This window comes from Methylocella silvestris (assembly GCF_002891535.1).
Lineage (GTDB): Bacteria > Pseudomonadota > Alphaproteobacteria > Rhizobiales > Beijerinckiaceae > Methylocapsa > Methylocapsa silvestris_A.
In genome coordinates this window covers 42,994-62,731 of sequence record NZ_PDZR01000014.1, presented here as the reverse complement: position 1 = coordinate 62,731, position 19,738 = coordinate 42,994, and the positions used below count along the sequence as shown (strand labels likewise).

The following is a 19,738-nucleotide window of genomic DNA, read 5'->3' as shown; positions in this document are numbered from 1 at the left end:
GAAAAACATTGGTTGACGTCGCCCTCGAAGACGTTCCCTCCGCCAAGGCGCAGGACAAGCTTCGCGTCCTGAACTGGCTGCGGCTGCAGGACAAATCATTCCATTTCATCACCATGGGCGCGGCTCTGACCGTGCTGCTGATCCTTGGCGGCGTCATCGCCTCCCTGGTCATCGGCTCGATTCCGGCCCTTTCGACTTTTGGCTTCGCTTTCTTCACCACCGAAAAATGGAACCCGGTCACGGAGCAGTTCGGCGCCCTCGCGCCGATCTATGGCACGCTCGTCACCGCCGCGATCGCCATGCTGATCGCCGCTCCGATCGGGATCGGCGTCGCCATCTTCCTGACCGAGCTTTGTCCCGTTCCGTTGCGGCGGCCGGTCGGCATCGCAATCGAGCTGCTCGCCGGAATTCCCTCGATCATCTATGGCATCTGGGGCCTGTTCGTCCTAGCGCCCTTCCTGCAGAAATATGTGCAGCCGGCGCTGATCGATGCTTCCGCCAACATCCCGGTGCTGTCCTCGTTGTTTGCGGGACCGCCCTATGGCATCGGCATCCTGACCGCCGGTTTCATCCTCGCCATCATGGTGCTGCCTTTCGTCGCCTCGATCTCGCGCGATGTGTTCGAGACTGTTCCGGCGGTGCTGAAGGAGGCCGCCTATGGCTGCGGCTGCACCACATGGGAAGTGATCCACGCGATCGTCATTCCCTACACACGGGTCGGCGTTATTGGCGGCGTGATGCTCGGTCTTGGCCGCGCGCTTGGCGAGACAATGGCGGTGACCTTCGTCATCGGCAACGCCCACCGCATTTCAGAATCCCTGCTCGCGCCCGGAACGACGATCTCCGCCAGCATCGCCAATGAATTCACGGAAGCCGTTGGCGATCTCTATACGTCCTCGCTGATCGCGCTTGGCCTGATCCTGTTTCTGATTACGTTCATCATCCTCGCGATCGCCCGCTATCTGTTGATGCGGCTCGAACGTCAGGCGGGGAGCTGATCCATGTCGCTTTACGCCAGCCGCCGCCGCACCAATGCGATTTATATTGGGCTTTGCTACGCCTCGGCCTTCTTTGGCCTCGCCTGGCTCGTCGTGATCCTGATCGATCTCCTCATTCAGGGGTTCGGCGGGCTCTCGCCGGCGATCTTCACGCAGATGACGCCGCCTCCGGGAGAGTCGGGCGGCCTCCTCAACGCAATCGTCGGCAGTCTGATAGTCACATTTCTTGGGGTTCTCATCGGCACGCCGCTCGGCATGCTCGCCGGCACCTATATGGCCGAATACGGCCGTCATTCGAAGCTCACCTTCATCGTCCGCTTCATCAACGACATTCTCCTCAGCGCGCCCTCGATCGTCATCGGCCTGTTCGTCTATGAGGCGCTGGTCGCGCAAGCGAAGCATTTCTCGGGCTATGCGGGCGCTTTCGCGCTGGCCGTGATCGTCGTTCCGGTGGTCGTCCGCACCACGGAGGACATGCTGCTTCTTGTCCCCAATACGCTGCGCGAGGCGGCCTCGGCGCTCGGATTTCCGCGCTCGCTCGTGATCGGCAAGGTCGCCTATCGCGCCGCCCGCGCGGGGCTCATCACCGGCGTGCTTCTCGCCGTCGCCCGCGTCAGCGGCGAGACCGCGCCCCTGCTTTTCACGGCGCTGAACAACCAGTTCTTCAGCACCAATCTCAATGCGCCGATGGCGACGCTTCCGGTCGTCATCTTCCAGTTTGCGCTGAGCCCTTACAAGGAATGGCAGCAGCTGGCCTGGACCGGCGCCCTCCTCATCACTTTCGCCGTGCTCGCGCTGTCGATCGGCGCGCGGGCGCTTGGCGCGCAAAGGACCGACAAATGACGACGACAAGCGCCATCGCCAATTTGCGACAGAAGGTCTCGATCCGGGATCTGAATTTCTATTATGGCGATAATCTCGCGCTGAAGAGCGTCAGCCTGCCGCTCTACGCCAATAGGGTGACGTCTTTTATCGGGCCGTCCGGCTGCGGTAAGTCCACGCTGCTGCGCGTGCTTAACCGGATGTACGATCTTTATCCGCAGCAGCGCGCGACTGGCGAAGTCGTCCTCGACGGTCAGAATATTCTAAGGCCCGACGTCGATGTCAACCTGCTGCGCGCCCGGGTCGGCATGGTGTTTCAAAAGCCGACGCCGTTTCCGATGTCGATCTATGACAACATTGCTTTCGGCATCAAGCTTTATGAAAAAATCGGCAAGTCGGAGCTTGATGACAGGGTCGAGGCGGCGCTGACCAGCGCCGCGCTCTGGGGCGAGGTCAAAGACAAGCTCAAAGCTTCCGGGCTCTCTCTCTCCGGCGGACAACAGCAGCGCCTGTGCATTGCTCGCACCGTCGCGATCGAGCCCGAAGTCATCCTGCTCGACGAGCCGTGCTCGGCGCTCGACCCGATCTCGACGGCGAAGATCGAGGAGCTGATCGACGAATTGAAAACGAGCTACACGATCGCCATCGTCACCCACAATATGCAGCAGGCGGCGCGCGTCTCCGACCACACAGCCTTTATGTACCTTGGCGAATTGATAGAATTTGGCATGACGACCCACATCTTCACGCAGCCAGACAAGAAACAGACACAAAACTATATCACCGGCCGGTTCGGCTGATCTTTCACGGGTATTTTAGCGAATTGTGCTGACGCGAACCGGTCTCCGCTTCGCTGGCAAGACCAGAGCTTCGAGGCAAATGCAATGGCCGATCATATTGTCAAAGCTTACGACAAGGAACTCGAGGGGCTCGGCCAGAAGATCGCCGAAATGGGCGGCATAGCTGAGAAAATGCTGGCCGACGCCATGGACGCGCTCGGCGATTTCGACGTGCAGCTCGCCAATCAGACAATCGCCACCGATCCGCGCCTCGACATGCTCCAGCGCGAGATCGAGGAGCAGGCTATTTTGACGATCGCCCGCCGCCAGCCGCTCGCCGTGGACCTACGCGAAATCATCGCGACTATCCGGATTTCGAACGATCTCGAGCGCGTCGGCGATCTCGCCAAGAACATCGCCAAGCGCGCCATCAAGATCGCCGGCGACGTGCGCATTCCGCGCGCCATCATCGGGCTCAAATCGATGCAGGAAAGCGCCGCGATCCTGTTGAAGGACGTGCTCGATTCCTATGCCGAGCGCGATATCGCCAGAGCCCGGGAGGTCTGGACCTATGACGCGGACCTCGATTCGCTTGAGGATTCCGTCTTCCGCGACCTCTTGACCTTCATGATGGAGGATCCGCGCAATATCTCCTTTTGCGCGCATCTCCTGTTCTGCTCGAAAAACATCGAGCGCATCGGCGATCATGCGACCAACATCGCCGAAACCGTCGTCTATCTCGTCAGTGGCGAGACGATGCCGACCGACCGGCCGAAGGGCCGCAGCATTCTGTCCGACCCGCCAGCTGCAAAGTGATCCCATGAGCGATATCCACGCCAACGCTGACAGCAAAACCGACGGCCGGCCGGGCGCCGCCCGCGGTCTTTCGCCAACGCCGGCTCCGCGCATCCTCATCGTCGAGGATGAAGCGGCGCTGAGCATGTTGCTTGCCTATAATCTTGAAGCCGAGGGTTTCGTCGTCGATCGCGTCGAGCGCGGCGACGAGGCTGAAATCAGGCTCAGCGAGACCATGCCTGATCTCGTCATTCTCGACTGGATGCTGCCGGGCGTGTCGGGCCTTGAGATCTGTCGCCGCATGCGGGCGCGGGAGGCGACGCGCAGCCTGCCGGTCATCATGCTCACCGCGCGCGGCGAGGAGAGCGAGCGCGTCCGCGGCCTTTCCATCGGCGCCGACGATTATGTCGTCAAGCCCTTCTCCGTGCCCGAGCTGATGGCGCGGGTGCGCTCGCTGCTCCGCCGCGCGCGGCCGGATCGCGTCGCCGCCGTGCTGTCGGCGGGCGATCTCGAACTCGACCGGCAGAACTGGCGCGTTCGCCGCACCGGCCGGGATGTGCATCTCGGCCCGACCGAATTCCGCCTGCTGGAGCATCTGATGGAGCGCCCGGGCCGCGTCTTCTCGCGCGCCCAGTTACTTGACAGCGTCTGGGGGCTTTCGGCCGAAATCGACGAGCGGACAGTCGACGTCCATGTCGGCCGGCTGCGCAAGGCGCTGACGGCGCCGGGCGAACGCGATCCGATCCGCACGGTGCGCGGCGCCGGCTATTCCTTCGATGAAACGTTTGCGAGGGCGGCAGGGGCTCTGGACCGGACGCCTTGAGGCGTCCGGCGCGACCCAGCCCGATTTGACGGGCCGCGTTGCATGGCGTTGACGCTGTCACGCTTTCGGCGGCAAGGCGGATCCTGATTGCGCGACTTAAGCGATTTTTGGCGGACGCTGCCGGCGGCGATCCTGCTGCGGTTGATAGGCGATAGCCGAATGACAGCCGCAATAGGGCCCCGCGCCGGGCGTTTTGCGCGCGCCGCAGAAACGGAAATCGGCCTGCGTCGGATCGCCGATCGGCCATCTGCACATCGATTCACGCAGCTCCATGATGGTCACCGGCTCGATGATCGGCACGACGACGTCTGCGCTCGGAGCCTGTAGCGGGGCCTCGAAGCGCATCGGTTCCGCGGCCAGCGCTGTATTTCCGCTGATGAGGCCGGGGCCGGCAGACGGCCTGTGGGCGGTCGGCTGTGGCTGCGCCCGCGACATCTGGTAGTGCGCGCCCTGGCTGGCGATCGGGGCGGAGGCGTGATGAACCGGGGCGACCGGATGATGGGCGATCGGGCCCGAGGCGTGGCCAAGCGACCCATGGCCGGACCCATGGCTGGACGTTCGCGCCGGGGAGCGCGGCATAGCTTTCGGGCTCGCCTCGCCGTCGGTTGGCGCGTCGCCCTTGGCGCGGCCGGAGAGCCCGAGCCTGTAGACCTTGCCGATCACGGCGTTGCGGGTCAGGCCATTTGCAAGCTCATTGGCGATCTTGCTGGCGCTCATTCCCTGCAGCCACATTTTCTGCAGCAGGTCGATGCGTTCATCGGTCCAGGACATCGAACTCTCCCAGGGTTTGGCGATCCGCCGGCGCGCCATTGACTGGCCCCGTACGCTGCGCCTTTACATTTTGTTTTCAGGCTTCATTTGATCCGGAAAATGCCACTGGCTCCGGATCGTGTGCGCGGCCTATCGTTGCGCCGTTTGACAAGAAGCCTCGCGATCCTTTTGAACCTTGCGGCCGCCATTTCGTGCGGCGCCGAGGCGTTGCGCGTTTGCGCGCGAGACGATTCAGCGCCCGCATTCACGACGCCCGTTCTGCTCGCCTCCGCCGCGGCGGCTGCTGAACACGATATGTCGTGGCTTGCAGGGCAAACGCTACACTAGTGGTAGAAATGCATGCAAGCCTCACGGAGGGCGCAGGCAGGTTTTCAACAAGTGCTTGCGCGCGGCGGGGCGCAAGACTCCCCTCTTTATCCATTGGCGGCAGGCGCTAACCCTCGCGAGCCCTCGCCGGCCGCGCTGGCGTTTGCGTCAAAAGCTGCGCCGGCCGGCCGCTCCGCGCGTCGGGCGCAGCTCCACGCCTCTGAGGCTAGCCGAAGCAACTTGCGCAAGGCTGACGCGCGGCCAGGCTCCGACCAATACCTCCTAATTGACCCGGCCGGAGGGAATGCCTACATTGCGCTCAACGACTTTTGCCGCCCAATGGGCGGCTTTTGATTTTTGCGGCTTCCCAATCGGACCGAACGTCAACCCGGAGCGAACCTTTGCCCTCGTCGCTGCTTCCGACCTATGCGCGCGCGCATCTTGCCTTCGATCATGGCGAGGGCGCCTGGCTGACGGCGACGGACGGCGAGCGCTATCTCGATTTTGGCGGCGGCATCGCCGTGGCCTCGCTCGGCTACAGCCATCCTCACCTTGTCGAGGCGCTGATCGCGCAGGGCCGCAAGCTCTGGCACACGTCGAATCTGTTCGAGATTCCGCAAGCCGAGCGTCTCGCCGCGCGCCTGTGCGAAGCGAGCTTCGCCGACTTCGTCTTCTTTACCAATTCCGGCGCCGAGGCGGTCGAAGGGGCGATCAAGACGGCGCGCAAATATCAATCCGTTTCCGGCCATCCGGAAAAATTCCGCATCGTGACCTTCAAGGGCGCCTTCCACGGCCGCACGCTCGCCACCATCGCGGCCGGCGGCAATCCGAAATATCTTGATGGCTTCGGTCCCAAACTCGAGGGCTTCGACTCTGTCGAATTTGGCGATCTCGATGCGGTGAGGGCCGCGATCGGCCCGCAGACGGGAGCGATCCTGGTCGAGCCCATTCAGGGCGAGGCGGGAATTCGCGTCGCCTCCACAGCGTTCATGCGCGGCCTGCGCGCGCTTTGCGACGCAAATGGCCTGCTGCTCGTCTGCGATGAAGTTCAGTCCGGCGTCGGCCGCACCGGCACGCTCTTCGCTTATGAGCTCTACGGCGTAAAGCCGGACATCATGGCGATCGCCAAAGGCATCGGCGGCGGATTTCCGCTCGGCGCTTTCCTCGCAACGCGGGAGGCCGGCAAGGGCATGACGGTCGGAACGCATGGGACGACCTATGGCGGCAATCCGCTTGCGACCAGCATCGGCAACGCCGTCCTCGACGTTGTTCTGGCGCCGGGGTTTCTGGATCATGTCGCGGCGGTCGGCGGCAGGCTGAAGCAGGGGCTGATGACGTTGATCGAGGCCTATCCGCGGACCGTCGCCAATGTGCGCGGCGAGGGCCTGATGCTCGGGCTTGAGCTCCGCGCGCCGGTAGCGGATTTCGTCGTCGCCGCGCGGGCCGAGAAAATTCTCGTCATTCCAGCCGGCGACAATGTCGCCCGCCTGCTGCCGCCGCTGATTATCAGCGAGGCGGAAGCGGCCGAAGGGGTGAAGCGGCTCGGGGCCGCCTGCGCGCGTCTTGAGAAAGCGACGTCCGGCGTCAATGAGGCCGCGGGATGAGCGATCCCATCCATGGGCGTCGGTCCGGCTTGCGGCACTTTGCCGACCTCTCGGAGATTGCGCCCGGCGACCTCCGCCGCATTATCGACTCCTCTCTTGCGATGAAGGCAAAACGCTGCAAGGGGCGCCGTTCGACGGATCGTCCGCTCGAAGGTAAGGTTCTGGCGATGATCTTCGACAAGCCTTCGACCCGTACGCGCGTCTCCTTCGACCTCGCCATGCGCGAACTGGGCGGCGAGACGGTCATGTTGACAGGCAAGGAAATGCAGCTTGGCCGCGGCGAGACCATCGCCGATACGGCGCGCGTACTGTCGCGTTTCGTCGACGCCATCATGATCCGCATCCTCGAACATCGCGACATGGCCGAACTCGCCCGCTACGCCGACGTGCCGGTGATCAACGGCCTCACCAAGAAATCGCATCCCTGCCAGGTGATGGCCGATGTGATGACCTTCGAGGAGCACCGCGGGCCGATCAAGGGGCGCAAGATCGCCTGGTCGGGCGACGCCAATAATGTGCTGGCGAGCTGGGTGCATGCGTGCCAGCGGTTTGATTTTTCGCTATCCGTCGCATCGCCTGCAGAACTTGGGCTGCCGCCGCAGCTGCTCGACTGGGCGCGCCGGTCGGGCGCGAAGCTTGCGGTGACGCGCGATCCCTTCGAGGCTGTCCGCGGCGCCGACGCCGTCGTGTCGGACTGCTGGGTGTCGATGGGCGACAAGGACGAGCAGCAGCGGCAAGGATTGCTCTCTCCTTATCAGGTCAACGCCAAGCTCATGGCCGCAGCCGGCAGCGAGGCCATCTTCATGCATTGCCTGCCGGCGCATCGCGGCGAAGAGGTGACCGACGAGATCATCGACGGGCCGCAATCGGTCGTCTTCGACGAGGCCGAAAACCGGCTGCATGCGCAAAAGGGCATTCTTGCCTGGTGCCTTGAGGATTCCGAGGAATGAGCGGCTGGCGACCTGACAACGCGCCGCAATCGCGCGTCGTTTCGGATCGCGGGCAGGACGACGCCGTGCTGCCCTTCGCGGTTGAGCGGCTCGACGTGCGCGGCAGGGTCGTGCGGCTTGGCCCCAGCGTCGACGAAATTTTGAAGCGGCACGCCTATCCTGTCGCCGTCGCGCGCGTCCTTGGCGAGGCGCTGGCGCTGACCGTGATGCTGGGATCGTCGCTGAAAATCGCCGGCCGCTTCCAGCTGCAGACGCGTGGCGACGGGCCGGTCGATATGGTGGTCGTCGATTTCGACGCCCCGGATCGGCTGCGCGCCTTTGCGCGATTCGACGCCGCCCGCCTCAATCAAGCGCCGCCGGGCGCCGATCTGCTTGGCGCCGGGCACCTTGCCTTTACAATCGACCAGGGCGCCGAGGCGGCGCGCTATCAGGGCGTCGTTGCGCTGACCGGGCAGGGGCTGGAGGAAGCCGCGCATCAATATTTCCGTCAATCCGAGCAAATTCCGACGCAGGTGCGACTCGCCGTGGCGCAGCATGTGACGACCGAGGGCGTCAGCTGGCGCGCCGGCGGCCTTTTGGTGCAATTCCTCCCGAGCGCCGCCGAACGGCGCGGACCGATTGATCTTCCTCCCGGCGACACGCCGCCCAGCGTCGCCTATGAGCCCCTGCGCGAGGACGACGCCTGGACCGAGGCCAAGGCGCTGGTTGCGACCATCGAGGACCACGAGCTGGTTGATCCGATGCTGTCCAGCGAGCGGCTGCTCTACCGCCTGTTCCACGAGCCGGGCGTAAAAGTATTCGAGCCGCAGAGCGTGCGCGACGCCTGCCGCTGTTCGGACGAGAGCGTCAGGGCCATGCTGCTTGGCTTTTCGCCGCAGGAGCGCAGGGAAATGGTTGGCGACGACGGACGGATTGGCGTCACCTGCGAATTCTGCTCGACGTTTCGGGCTTTCGATCCGTCAGATCTTGGCTGAAATTCTTTCCGTGGAGGAAGCGGCGGCGCGCGCCCTGGCGCGGGCCGGCCGTCTTGGCAGGCCGAGCAGCGCCGCCACCGCCGCCGCAAGATCCGCCTCGCCATTTTCCTTCGCGCGCGCGCCGGCCATCTCGATCGCCGCCTTGATTTCGACCGGGGCGATCATCGCCAGCTTTTGCAGTCGCGCCGGCGCGCTGGCGCGGCAGCGCACCTGTGGCGCGCGCTTCTGATTTGCGGTGAGCCAGAATTCGCCGTCCCGGCACAGCTCCGCGGCCTTTGTTTTCAGGAGATCGAAGGCGGCGGCAAGATTTTGCGCCGCGCGTCCCCCGAGCCGATCGCGGCCAAAAAAGGAAGCGACCCGGCGCATGATTTCATCCTGGCGGATCGGCCCTTCCTGTTCGATCACCGAGCGGGCGATCGCGGCGAGATGGGGCGCGTCCATGGCGTCGATGGCTTCGCCGGGGAAAGCGTCTCCGCTCGCCATGACATAGGGGGCCGGCAGGGCTGCGACCCGAAGGGCGGGGCGCTTTGTCCCGGGCTCTGCTGCGGCGCGCTCCTTTGGTCTCGTCTTGCCGGCAGTCCGACGCGCGGGCGCCGGTTTCGCATTTTGGCTTGCGGCGCCAGGCGTCGGCGCCGGACGCGCCTCGCCGCGTGCGGTTTCGAGCGCGGCTTTGAGCTTGCGCAGCTGTTCGTCGCGACGATAGAACCAGTCCGTGCTCCAGATGCGGTGAATGCGCCAGCCGAGCCTTCCAACACCTCCTGGCGCAAGCGGTCCCGCTCGCGCGCCCATAGCGCCGAATGATAGGTCGCGCCGTCGCATTCGACGCCGAGGATGAAGCGACCAGGGCGGGCCGGATCGCGCACGGCGAGATCGAGGCGAAAGCCGGCCGAGCCGACCTGCGATTCGACGGCAAATCCCATCGATTCGATTGCGGCGGCGACATTGGCTTCGAACGGCGACTCGAAATCGCCGCCGGTGGCCTTCGCTTCTTCGAGAACGCCGGTTTCGGCAAATTGCAGGAACCGTTTCAGCACGCGCGGTCCCGCCCCCGTCGCGCGTTCGAGGTTGATGTCGCCCGAGCCGAAGGAGGCGAAGATCTCGCAGCGCGCCCGCGCCCTTGTGAACAGCACATTGAGGCGGCGCTCGCCGCCCTCGCTGGAGATCGGACCGAAGGCCATCCGGTCGAGCGGCTTGCCCGGCTCGCGCGGGCCGTAGCCAACCGAGATCAGGATCACGTCGCGCTCGTCGCCCTGCACATTTTCGAGATTTTTGACGAAAACATCCTCGCGGCCGCGCTCGCGCAAAAAGGCCTCGAGCAGAGGATCGCTGCGCCGCCGCGTGTCGAGGCAGTCGCCGATGAGGTCGCGCTGCGCCGTCGAGAAGGTGATGACGCCGAGCGAAAGCTCGGGATTGGCTCGCGCGTGCTCAGCGCAGGCCGCCGCGATCGCCTCGGCCTCGACAAGATTGGTTCGAAGGCCGCCGCGATCGTAGGAGCCGGCGACGCGCCGCACGATGAGGCCCTTGTCGCCGCGCTCGCTCGTCGGCGCCAGCGGCATGATGAGGCGGTGATAGAATTCCGCGTTCGAGACCTCGATCAGGGAAGGGTGGCGCGAACGATAGTGCCAGCGCAGCATCTGGCTTTCGACGCCGCGCGCCTCGCAGAGCGACAGGATGCTCTCGAGGTCGCTGACCGGGGCAAAGCTCGCGCCGCCTCGGCCCGTGGCCTCGTCCTCGTCGGTCGAATCGACGTCATCGGCCAGCATGCGGTCGAAGAATTGCGTTGGCGGAAGCTGCTTCTTGTCGCCGACGATGACCATCTGGCGGCAGCGGGCGACGACGCCGAGCGCGTCGCCCGGCCGCACCTGGCTGGCCTCGTCGATGACGAGAAGATCGAATTCGAGCGCGCCCGGCGGCAGATATTGCGCGACCGAAAGCGGGCTCATCAGGAACACCGGCTTGATCTTCTGCACCGTCTCGCCGGCCGTCTTCATCAATTTGCGCAGGGGCATGTGATTGCGCTTGCGGCCGATCTCGCCCCTGACGACGCCCATCGCGCCGAGCGCGCCGCGGGGCAGGTCGGCCTGGTGTCGGGCGCGCACGCCGAGGGCGACCGCGCGGCGGCGGCGCTGCTCGAGGGCGCGGAAAATTGCGATCAAGGCGTTGTGGCGATCGCCGTCGAAGGCCGCGAGCTCGGGATCGGCGGCGATTGCGCGCCGCCATGTCGCCTCGGCGAATGCGGCTTCGATCATGGCGGGCGCGCGCGTCGGCTCGAGCGCGCCGCTGGCGAGCGCGTCGGCGAAGGAGGGAGGACCGATCGCGCGCATTTGCCGGTCCGCCTTGGCGAGCCGGGCCCATTCCTCGAAGCGGCCCGGATGAATTGCCCACTGGCTGGCGCGTTCGGCGAGGCGTTCGAGATCGATTGCGCCGATCGTCTTGGTCTTGAACAGGGCCGCGAGGTCGACGTCGAGCGCCTGCAGCGTCGCCGCGACCAGCGGCTTTAGCCCGTTGAGGTTCGCCTCGATATCATCGGCGAAGGGGCCGGCGACGCCTTTGCGCGCGAGCTCGATGATGCGGTCGAAATTGAGGTCGGCGTCGAACAGGGCGAGTTCCTTGAGCGTCAGCGCCGTCCGGTGAAGCAAGGAGAAATCGGTTTCGCTGCCGCGCCACAGGCCGCCGAGGATGTCGCGCAAAAAATAAGATTCGACGTCGAGGGCGCTTGCGAGCTCCTGACCGCGGATCAACTCGTCGACGAGCGCGAGGCGGCCCGCCAAACTCTTCGGCAGAGGGGCTGTCGCAAGGCCGCGGATAAGACGCTCACTGTCGCGACAGGCTTTTGAGAAGCGCGCCGGCCAGAAAGACGCTCCGCGGGCCAGCGCCGGGCGCAGCCGGGCAAGCGGAGCGCGCCAGATGCCCTGCTCGAACGCGCCGGCGAAATGAACGTGGCGCCTACGCCAGTCGAGCCCCTTTTTCGCGGTCTCGATCACGCGGTCAAGGGTGGCGGGCTCGCGGATCGCCCTTGCGATCGCAAGCCCTTCTGGAGGCAGCGCGGCGACGACCCGCAGGAGGCCGATGAGGCTGCTAACCCCGGCGAGAGTGGCGCTGCGCTGCAGGCCAAGAAAGCGGGCGACGCCGGAGGCGGTTGCGGCGAGCGCGCCCGCTTCCTCGGCGAGGCGCTTCATCTGCGGCGCGAGGCGCTGGAAGTCGGCTGGCTGAAGCGCGCTCCGGCGCACCCCGAAATAGACATGGCGGTGCAGCGGCCCGGCGCCCGCCGTCAGCGTGGCGAGCCGTTCGACGCATTGGGCTCTCGACTCGTAATCCTCCCGCGTCCAGCGCGCCGCGATTTTGACCAGCGCGGCGTCCGGCGTGATCTGGCGGGCATTGGCGGCGATCTGGATTCCGAGCGCCTGGCGCGCGGTCATGCCGGTGTCGGATACCGGAAGGTGGAGCCGGCCGGCGACATGATTGAGCGCGCTGCGGACGGCCGCGAGTTCGTCCGCCGTCTTCAGATCCTCGAAGTCGCGATCAGCGGCCGACTGCAGAGTCTGTTCGAGCCGGTCCGCGACCAGCCTCTTGTTGGCCGTGTGGCTGTGCAGTTCGAGGCAAAGATCGCCGAGGCCGGCGTTTTTCAGGCGATCGAAGACGACGTTCAGCGCGGCCATTTTTTCGGCGACGAAAAGCACCGTCTTGCCGTCATGCGCCGCGGCGGCGATGATGTTGGTGATGGTCTGCGACTTGCCGGTGCCGGGTGGTCCCTGCACGATCAGATTGCGCCCGGCGCGCACGCTTTCGATAACGCGCGTCTGCGAGGAATCGGCGTCGACCACCTGAACGAGATCTTGCGGCGCAAGGATCTCGTCGAGCCTCGCGTCTTCCATGAACAAAGGCGGCTCGCTGGCGAAGCCGTCGCGCAGCAGCCCGCGCACGAGCGGATGTCCGCTCAAGGAATTATGCGGCCAGTTGGCGGGATCAAGGTCGCGCAAGATGAGCAGCTTCGAGGAGGAGAAGAAGCCGACTTCGACCGCGTCGGCGTCGATCGACCAGCGCCGCTTCGCGGAGATCGCGGTCGCGACAGCGCTGAAATAGCCGCTTGGCAGCCAGTTTTCGGCGTCGGGCACATCCGGCAGGCTGATCGCGAAATCGCCGCGCAAACGCTCCTGTAGCGCCTGGTTGGACACAATATCGTCGTCGCGGAAGACGAGGTCGAAGGTTGATCTTCTGGCGTCGCGAACGAGGGTGATCGGCAGCAGGATCAGCGGCGCCTCGCGCAGAGCGTCGGATCTCTCGTCTTCGTACCAGCGCAGAAAGCCAAGCGCGAGAAAGAGGATGTTGACGCCGCGCTCCTCCTCTGCGGTCTTGCCGTCGCGATAGATCGCGTGCAGGCGCTTTTGCAGGACTTCCGGCGCAAGCAGGGTTTGCAGACCGCTGCGGCCGGGATGCCCGCCGCCGCGCGCCGCCGCCTCGTGATCGGGCCGCGACGCCTTGGCGTGAGCTGCCTTGGCCTGAGTCGCCTTCACGTGGGCCTCTTGGCCGGCGACAGGGAGGAAGCGCAGCTGCTTGCCTTCGCGGACGAGGTTGACAAAGACGGGATCGGGCTTGGCGCCGACCAGCGGCAGGCAGCGCGTGCGTTTGGCGCCGCGCGGCGTGTGGATGAGACGGTTGCGGGCGCCGGTCTCGACGAGTTTCAGGCGGGCGTCGGCGAGTAGCCGCTCGATGTGCGTTTCGCGTGTGTCGAGTTTCTTTAAGTGTCGCGCTTCTGCAATCGACGTAACACCGCCCATCGACGTGCCCCTTGGGCGGGCGGGTTCATTCGCCTCACGAAAGCCGCAATTCAATCAGTTAAGGTCAAGCTTATGTTGAGTAAAGATATTTATCAGTCAATAGCTATTTTATGGTGAAGCTTTCGTTATGCGCCGCGCTTCGTCAGAGCGGCGCAGAGGATGATTTCGCCCGCCAAAAGGCGCATCATGGCGGCGGTGGTGAGGGCAGGGGCTTCGTCCGATGAAATCGATCCTGATACCGGTCGAGGACCACGTCATGATGGACGCGGTGATGACTTCGGCTCTGACGCTGGCGCGCCGGTTCAATTCCTACATCGAGGGGGTCGCCGTCGGCCCAGACGTCGTCGAATTCGTCGCTGCGGATTTTGCCCTCAGCGGCGTTGTCCTCGACCATCGCACGCGTCGCGATTTCGTCGATCACGGCCGCCGGACTTTCGAAGGCTTCATGGAGAGCCGGCATATCGAGCGGCCGCGCGATGGCGAGGCGCGGCCGTCCTATGGCTGGCTTGGCGACGCGCTCGTGTCGGACAGCGGGGTCGGCGAATATGGCCGCGCATTCGATTTGATCGCCGTGGGGCGGCCGGGGACGGGACCCCGCCTGCCGCGTAAATCGACGCTTGAGGCGGTTTTGTTCGAAAGCGGGCGGCCCGTGCTCATCGCGCCGCCCGAGCCGCCGCAGACGCTTGGCGAATGCATCGCCATCGCCTGGAATGGAACGACCGACACGGTGCGCAGCGTCGCCTTCGCCATGCCGCTGCTCGAACGCGCCCGTGACGTGATCATCCTCACCGTGCCGGGACCGGCTCTGCCGGGGCCGAGCGACGAACAAATGGCGCGGAGCCTGCGCCGGCACGGCGCCCCCGCGCGGGTCGGCGTCATCGAGGCCAAGGATGAATCGCCCGGGGCCGCGCTTCTCGCCACCGCCGCTTCGCTTGGCGCCGATCTTTTGATCAAGGGGGGTTATACGCGCAGCCGGCTGCGGCAATTGATTTTCGGCAAAGTGACCAGCGAGATTCTGGCCGAGGCGAATCTGCCGGTCCTTATGGCGCATTAGAGCATATTCCGATCATAGAAGGCCGCGCGAACCCCTCCGAACTGCTGAGCGGGAGTCTTCAATGCCCGCGCCGCCACCGGTTGATTTCGCCGGAATCAGCAAAGGGCGATCTTGCCTCTTCCCGCATGCCGCTCGCTTGCGGCTTGCCGAGGCGTAAAATCCATCAAATAGTCGCCAGATCGATTGAATTTCTGGTTGGCGGACGCGTCATTCTTTATAATCACCTCGAGCGGCGGCCTAATTGGGAACTATTCTATTGTTGACGGGAACTTTTCTATGATCCGACTGGAAACGGACTTGTCGTGCGCGGCAGATCGCGGTCGCGACTGGCTGTGCGCTAGGCTTGCAGGCCTCGTGCTGGCTTTCGCCTTGAGCGCTGCGCCCTTGGGCGCGCAGCCGGCGGCGACGCAATCTCCCGTTCCGGCCGGCGAGCAAACGCCAAGCGCCGCTCCGGAGGCGGCGCCGGCGCAACCGGGAAGTCAAACGCCGGTCGTCGAACCGGCCAGCCCGCAGGAGCTTGCGGCCGTAACTCCGCATCCAGCCACAAGCCCGTCCGGGCTGGAGCCCGCAAAAGCCGAGCCACAGCCAATGACATCCCTTGCGGCGGCGACGCCGACAGACCTTTCGCCCTGGGGCATGTTCCTGCACGCCGACCGTATCGTGAAAGGCGTGATGATCGGCCTCGCCTTCGCCTCGCTCGTCACCTGGACGATCTGGCTCGTCAAAAGCCTGGAGCTGTGGCGGGCCCGCGCATCGGCGCGCCGGGACCTTGAGGCGGTCACAGAGGCCGAAGATCTCAGTGCGGCGCAAACCGCGTTCAAGGATCAGCGCTCGCCGGTCGCCCGCTTCGTCGAGGCGGCGCGGAGCGAGGAAGTCCGCTCGCGCGGCTTGCCGGCAGAGGGCGTCAAGGAGCGCGTCGCGGCGCTTTTGTCCCGTCTCGAGGCGCATGCGGGGCGAAAGATCGCGCGTGGAACCTCGGTGGTCGCGACGATCGGCGCGACGGCCCCGTTCGTCGGTCTGTTCGGCACGGTGTGGGGCATCATGGACAGCTTCATCGGCATATCGAAGACTCACACGACCAATCTTGCGGTCGTCGCCCCGGGCATCGCCGAAGCGCTGCTGGCGACGGCGATGGGCCTTGTCGCCGCCATTCCGGCCGTCATGATCTACAACGTCTTCGCGCGCGCGATCACCGGCTATAAGGCGCAGCTCGGCGACGCGGCGGCGGAGGTGCTGCGCCACGTCTCGCGCGATCTTGACCGCGCCGCTCTGTCCGGGGACGAGCTGGACCGGCATGTCATCGCCATGCGCCGCCCGGCGGAGTGAACGCATGGCCGTGAAGCTAACGCAGGCGGATGACGATCTCGAACTCAACCACGAGATCAACGTCACCCCCTTCATCGACGTTATTTTAGTGCTGTTGATCATTTTCATGGTCGCCGCGCCGCTTTCGACGGTCGACGTCAATGTCGATCTTCCGGCCTCGACCGCGCAAGCCGCGCAGCGGCCGGACAAGCCGCTGTTTTTGACGGTAAAGCCGGATTTGTCGCTCTCGCTCGGGGAAGAGACCATCGGGCGGACGGCGCTTGGCGCCGCGCTGGACCAGCAGACCGAACATGACAAGGAGACGCGGATTTTTGTGCGCGCCGACAAGACCGTGCCCTATGGCGAGGTCATGGAAGCCATGAATCTGCTGCGCGCAGCCGGCTATCTGAAGATCGGCCTCGTCTGCCTCGACGCCGCCTCGGTTGCCGGCACTCCGCCGCCGCAGAAGGCGCCAGGCGCGCCGCTATGACCCTGCAGGCGCATTTTGTGCTGCCGCCGGAGGAGAAATCTCCGGTCGCCCGCTGGATTGCCGCCGCCGCTGTCGTGTTCGTGGCGCATGCGGGGCTGGTCTATTGGCTGACGCGCCAGAGCGAGCCCGAAGCGCTGGCTAGCGCTGCTGAATCCGCGATCATGATCGAACTGCCCCCGATGGCGGTAGGCCAGGTGGATGGCGGCGGCGCCGTGGTCGCGCCCGAGCCCGAGCCGGAGATCACGGCGGAGCAGCCGCAAATCGAACCGGAGCCGGTCCCGCAGCCTGAACCTGATCCGGAGCCAACTCCGCCGCCGGAGCCGGTTCCCGACATCGCGCCCGCGCCCAGGGCCGATGCGGTGCTGGTCCCGCCGGAGCCGCCAAAGCCGCTGATCAAACCCAAGCTCGAGGCAAAACCGAAACCGAAGCCAACGCCAAAGAAAATCGCGCCTCCTCGCGAAAAGCCGGCGCCCAAGCGCGCGGAGCCGGCCCGCCTTCCGCGTGGCGTTACCCCGGGCCGAACCGGCGGGAGGCCCGGCGAAGGCGGGCAGGGCGGCGGCGGCGCGGGCGGCGGCGGCGGCGGATCGGCGATGTCGGCCTCGAATTGGCGTGGTCTCGTCTCGGCGGCGCTCAACCGCAACAAGCGCTACCCGGCCGGCGCACAGGGCGCGAGCGGCGCCGCGACAATCGCCTTCACCATAGACCGCTCCGGCAGGCTGGCGTCGGCCCGCCTCGTGCGCAGTTCGGGTTCGGCGGCGCTGGATCAGGAAGCGGTTGCGATCGCCCACAGATCCAGCCCGTTCCCGCCGCCGCCAGCGGAGATGGGCGGCGCCGTCACGCTGTCCGTGCCGATCAACTTCCGACAGCAATAGAGACAACCGTAAACTTGAGCGGGAGTTTTTCCCTGTCGCCTAGACTTTTCCCCGGGGATGGCCTTTAGTTTAAATTCAGGGCGAACAGCCTGATGGAGAAGATGAAGATGACGGTTCAACCCTCTGCTTTTGCAAAGTTTTCCATGTGTAGCCTGCTTGCGGCTGGACTGCTGATCGCTGGCGCTCCGGTAGCTTTCGCCGGTTCGGACGTCGTCAAAGAATATGACAAGGACGCCGACAAAACGCTCGATCTCGCGGAGGTCAAAGCAGCTGCTTCGGCGGAATTCGACAAGTTAAACAAGGATAGCGACGACACGTTGGACCGCGCGGAAACCAAAGGCGTGGTCAAAGGGAAAGCTTTCAAGGCGGCTGATCCCGATAAGGACGGTACGCTGACCAAGGCCGAATATATGACGATTGTCGAAAGTCTGTTCAAAAAGGCCGATGTCGATAACGACGGCACGCTTGAGGCCAAGGAATTCCACTCGAAGGCCGGCCGCGCGCTCGAGAAGCTGATCGACTGACGCGCGGCGCGACAAGCGCGAACAGGGGCGATGCAAAGGGGAACGGGTTGGTCTATAAGATCCGCCACGCCAACGGGATCGCCCATGTCCGCGCAAAAACTTCCTTCGAAACTCGATCAGCTGAAGACCATGACGGCCGTCGTCGCCGACACCGGCGACATGGAGGCGATCCGCGCTTTCGCCCCGACCGACGCCACCACCAATCCGACGCTCATCCTGAAAGCCGCCCAGCTCAAGGCCTATGAGCCTCTGGTCAATGAGGCGATCGTCTGGGGCCGCAGCCATAATCGGCTGACGAGCGAGGTCGCGGACCGGCTGGCGATCAATTTCGGCGAGGAACTGACCAAGATCGTGCCCGGCCGCGTCTCGACCGAGGTCGACGCCGATCTGTCCTTCGACGTCGAGGGGACGGTCGCCAAGGCTCGCGCCATCATCGCCGAATATGAGCGCCGGGGCGTCGGCCGTGATCGGATCCTCATCAAGATCGCGGCCACCTGGGAGGGCGCCCATGCCGCACAGATCCTCCAGCGCGAGGGGATTGACTGCAATATGACGCTGGTCTTCTCGCTCGCGCAGGCCGTCGCCTGCGCCGACGCCGGCGCCTTTCTGATCTCTCCCTTCGTCGGCCGCATCCTCGACTGGCACATGAAGGCGCAAGGGAAAAGTTTTACGGCGGAGACCGATCCCGGCGTCCTCTCGGTCCGGCAGATCTATGATTATTTCAAGGCGCATGACGTTTCGACCGTCATCATGGGCGCCTCGTTCCGCAACAAGGCGGAGATCGAGGCGCTTGCCGGTTGTGACCGGCTGACGGTCTCGCCCCAGCTGCTCGATGAACTCGCCCGCGACGATGGCGGACTTGAGCAGCGGCTGACGCCGCATGTCCCGGCGGACCGGATTCCGGCAAAGCTTGATCTCGACGAAAAGACCTTCCGCTTCATGCTCAATGAGGACGCGATGGCGACCGAGAAACTTGCCGAAGGAATCAGGGTGTTCAGCGGCGATCTTCGCGCTCTGCGTGAGCTTGTCTCGCAGCGCCTGCTTGCGGCGGCGGACGGCGAATTCGCCAGCCTCTAATCATGATGATTTTGCAGATAAGGACGCCGGCGTGACGCAGCGCACCGGCGCCGCCTGAGAGCCTCGCCATAAAGGCGGCGGAGGTTCCCATGGCTGTCAAATTTGTTCCGCGCATCACCTGGCCCAAGAACGAGCTGCTGCTGCCGCCGGAATATTTCGGGGTCACGCCGCCCGCGGGGGTCGCTCAAGGCGACATCCGCTATCCCAACATCGTCGACGTTCCCGAAATGATGCGGCTTTCGCCGAATACCAGCGCCGCGCAGTCGGGACAGCTGAGGATCGTCGACGGCCTCGTCACCGCGGCGCCGACGATCCGATTCGCCGACGCCAATGCGCAATGGCGCAGAAGTTCGGCGTCAGGATCGGAGCACGGTCCGTGGAAATTCGAGTTTCTGGGGGGCGATGTCTTCCTCGATCTCGAGATGGCGATGTATCTGGCCAAATCGGTCGACTACAATCCGAAGGACGATCTCTCCGTGCAAATTTTTGCGCGCATCTATGAGCATGAATTGCTGCATGTGCTGGATGAGATCGACATTGCGACGAAATGGCTGCCGCCGCAGCTTCTCGGCGAGCCGACGATCGGACGCTATCTCGTGCAGGGCGCGCCCTATGTCTATGGGCTCGGCTCGAGTACGGCGCTCGACCAGGATTTCCACGACTTCATCGCGTCGATTATCGTCGCGAATGTCTTTAATTTCTGGGTGACCGAGAAGAACCGCCGCGCCCGTCTGCGCGATGCCCCGGCCCAATATAAAATCGTGCAGGATCAGGTCGACACGCTACGTCAGCGGCAGATCAACCGCCACTGACCTC

18 protein-coding genes are annotated in these 19,738 nt (G+C 64.8%); 15 read left to right on the top strand and 3 right to left on the bottom strand.

Translation table 11 applies throughout. The features are described from left to right. Positions 1-8: 8 nt before the first annotated feature. The 5 genes from pstC to phoB all read left to right on the top strand — a co-directional run bounded on the left by pstC (position 9) and on the right by phoB (position 4,217). Positions 9-998 carry a phosphate ABC transporter permease subunit PstC gene (gene pstC / locus CR492_RS12795; RefSeq protein WP_180982538.1) on the top strand — a complete coding sequence of 330 codons (990 nt, stop codon included), beginning with the start codon at positions 9-11 and terminating at the stop codon, positions 996-998. A gap of 3 nt (positions 999-1,001) precedes the next feature. Beyond that, positions 1,002-1,841, top strand: coding sequence for a phosphate ABC transporter permease PstA (gene pstA, locus CR492_RS12790; protein ID WP_102844140.1), 840 nt, complete (start codon positions 1,002-1,004; stop codon positions 1,839-1,841). Next, positions 1,838-2,620, top strand: a complete 783-nt coding sequence (gene pstB / locus CR492_RS12785) for a phosphate ABC transporter ATP-binding protein PstB (RefSeq protein ID WP_102844139.1) — start codon at positions 1,838-1,840, stop codon at positions 2,618-2,620. Before pstA ends, pstB begins: the two co-directional genes overlap by 4 nt. Before the next feature lie 84 nt (positions 2,621-2,704). Next, positions 2,705-3,415 (top strand): phosphate signaling complex protein PhoU, encoded by a 711-nt coding sequence (gene phoU / locus CR492_RS12780; protein WP_102844138.1) that lies wholly within the window; start codon positions 2,705-2,707, stop codon positions 3,413-3,415. Positions 3,416-3,419: 4 nt separating this feature from the next. Beyond that, positions 3,420-4,217, top strand: a complete 798-nt coding sequence (gene phoB, locus CR492_RS12775) for a phosphate regulon transcriptional regulator PhoB (protein WP_280951542.1) — start codon at positions 3,420-3,422, stop codon at positions 4,215-4,217. Between the two features lie 96 nt (positions 4,218-4,313). Here the strand turns inward: phoB and CR492_RS12770 are convergent, their stop codons facing one another. Beyond that, positions 4,314-4,988 (bottom strand): GcrA family cell cycle regulator, encoded by a 675-nt coding sequence (locus CR492_RS12770; RefSeq protein ID WP_102844175.1) that lies wholly within the window; start codon positions 4,986-4,988, stop codon positions 4,314-4,316. Positions 4,989-5,695: 707 nt separating this feature from the next. Between CR492_RS12770 and CR492_RS12760 the strand changes: the two genes are divergently transcribed. The 3 genes from CR492_RS12760 to CR492_RS12750 are packed head-to-tail and all read left to right on the top strand — an operon-like array spanning position 5,696 to position 8,822. Then, complete coding sequence (locus CR492_RS12760) at positions 5,696-6,898, top strand: aspartate aminotransferase family protein (RefSeq protein WP_102844136.1); 1,203 nt, start codon at positions 5,696-5,698, stop codon at positions 6,896-6,898. Beyond that, a complete protein-coding gene (gene argF, locus CR492_RS12755; protein WP_102844135.1) occupies positions 6,895-7,848 on the top strand; it encodes an ornithine carbamoyltransferase in 954 nt (317 codons plus the stop codon). The genes CR492_RS12760 and argF overlap by 4 nt, the downstream gene beginning before the upstream one ends. Next, the gene (locus tag CR492_RS12750) at positions 7,845-8,822 is read left to right on the top strand and encodes an Hsp33 family molecular chaperone (RefSeq protein ID WP_102844134.1); all 978 of its coding nucleotides are present in this window, start codon (positions 7,845-7,847) and stop codon (positions 8,820-8,822) included. The genes argF and CR492_RS12750 overlap by 4 nt, the downstream gene beginning before the upstream one ends. On the opposite strand, the gene CR492_RS20825 is transcribed toward CR492_RS12750, so the two are convergent. Together CR492_RS20825 and CR492_RS12740 are read right to left on the bottom strand one after the other, a co-directional pair. Then, positions 8,808-9,263 carry a DUF3320 domain-containing protein gene (locus CR492_RS20825; RefSeq protein WP_180982537.1) on the bottom strand — a complete coding sequence of 152 codons (456 nt, stop codon included), beginning with the start codon at positions 9,261-9,263 and terminating at the stop codon, positions 8,808-8,810. The genes CR492_RS12750 and CR492_RS20825 overlap by 15 nt on opposite strands. Further along, positions 9,224-13,600: a DUF4011 domain-containing protein gene (locus CR492_RS12740; RefSeq protein ID WP_102844132.1), complete on the bottom strand. Its 4,377-nt coding sequence runs from the start codon at positions 13,598-13,600 to the stop codon at positions 9,224-9,226. The genes CR492_RS20825 and CR492_RS12740 overlap by 40 nt, the downstream gene beginning before the upstream one ends. Before the next feature lie 220 nt (positions 13,601-13,820). Between CR492_RS12740 and CR492_RS12735 the strand changes: the two genes are divergently transcribed. The 7 genes from CR492_RS12735 to CR492_RS12695 all read left to right on the top strand — a co-directional run bounded on the left by CR492_RS12735 (position 13,821) and on the right by CR492_RS12695 (position 19,734). Beyond that, positions 13,821-14,654 (top strand): universal stress protein, encoded by an 834-nt coding sequence (locus CR492_RS12735; RefSeq protein WP_102844131.1) that lies wholly within the window; start codon positions 13,821-13,823, stop codon positions 14,652-14,654. Between the two features lie 369 nt (positions 14,655-15,023). After that, positions 15,024-15,980, top strand: coding sequence for a tonB-system energizer ExbB (gene exbB, locus CR492_RS12725; protein ID WP_432431211.1), 957 nt, complete (start codon positions 15,024-15,026; stop codon positions 15,978-15,980). A 4-nt stretch (positions 15,981-15,984) separates the two neighbouring features. Then, complete coding sequence (gene exbD / locus CR492_RS12720) at positions 15,985-16,449, top strand: TonB system transport protein ExbD (RefSeq protein WP_102844128.1); 465 nt, start codon at positions 15,985-15,987, stop codon at positions 16,447-16,449. Then, positions 16,446-17,321 (top strand): energy transducer TonB family protein, encoded by an 876-nt coding sequence (locus tag CR492_RS20820; RefSeq protein ID WP_180982536.1) that lies wholly within the window; start codon positions 16,446-16,448, stop codon positions 17,319-17,321. Before exbD ends, CR492_RS20820 begins: the two co-directional genes overlap by 4 nt. A gap of 107 nt (positions 17,322-17,428) precedes the next feature. Beyond that, positions 17,429-17,845, top strand: a complete 417-nt coding sequence (locus CR492_RS12705) for an EF-hand domain-containing protein (RefSeq protein ID WP_102844174.1) — start codon at positions 17,429-17,431, stop codon at positions 17,843-17,845. A gap of 84 nt (positions 17,846-17,929) precedes the next feature. Then, positions 17,930-18,922, top strand: a complete 993-nt coding sequence (gene tal, locus CR492_RS12700; protein ID WP_102844126.1) for a transaldolase — start codon at positions 17,930-17,932, stop codon at positions 18,920-18,922. Positions 18,923-19,011: 89 nt separating this feature from the next. Next, positions 19,012-19,734 carry a hypothetical protein gene (locus CR492_RS12695; RefSeq protein WP_102844125.1) on the top strand — a complete coding sequence of 241 codons (723 nt, stop codon included), beginning with the start codon at positions 19,012-19,014 and terminating at the stop codon, positions 19,732-19,734. The last annotated feature ends 4 nt before the right edge of the window (positions 19,735-19,738 follow it).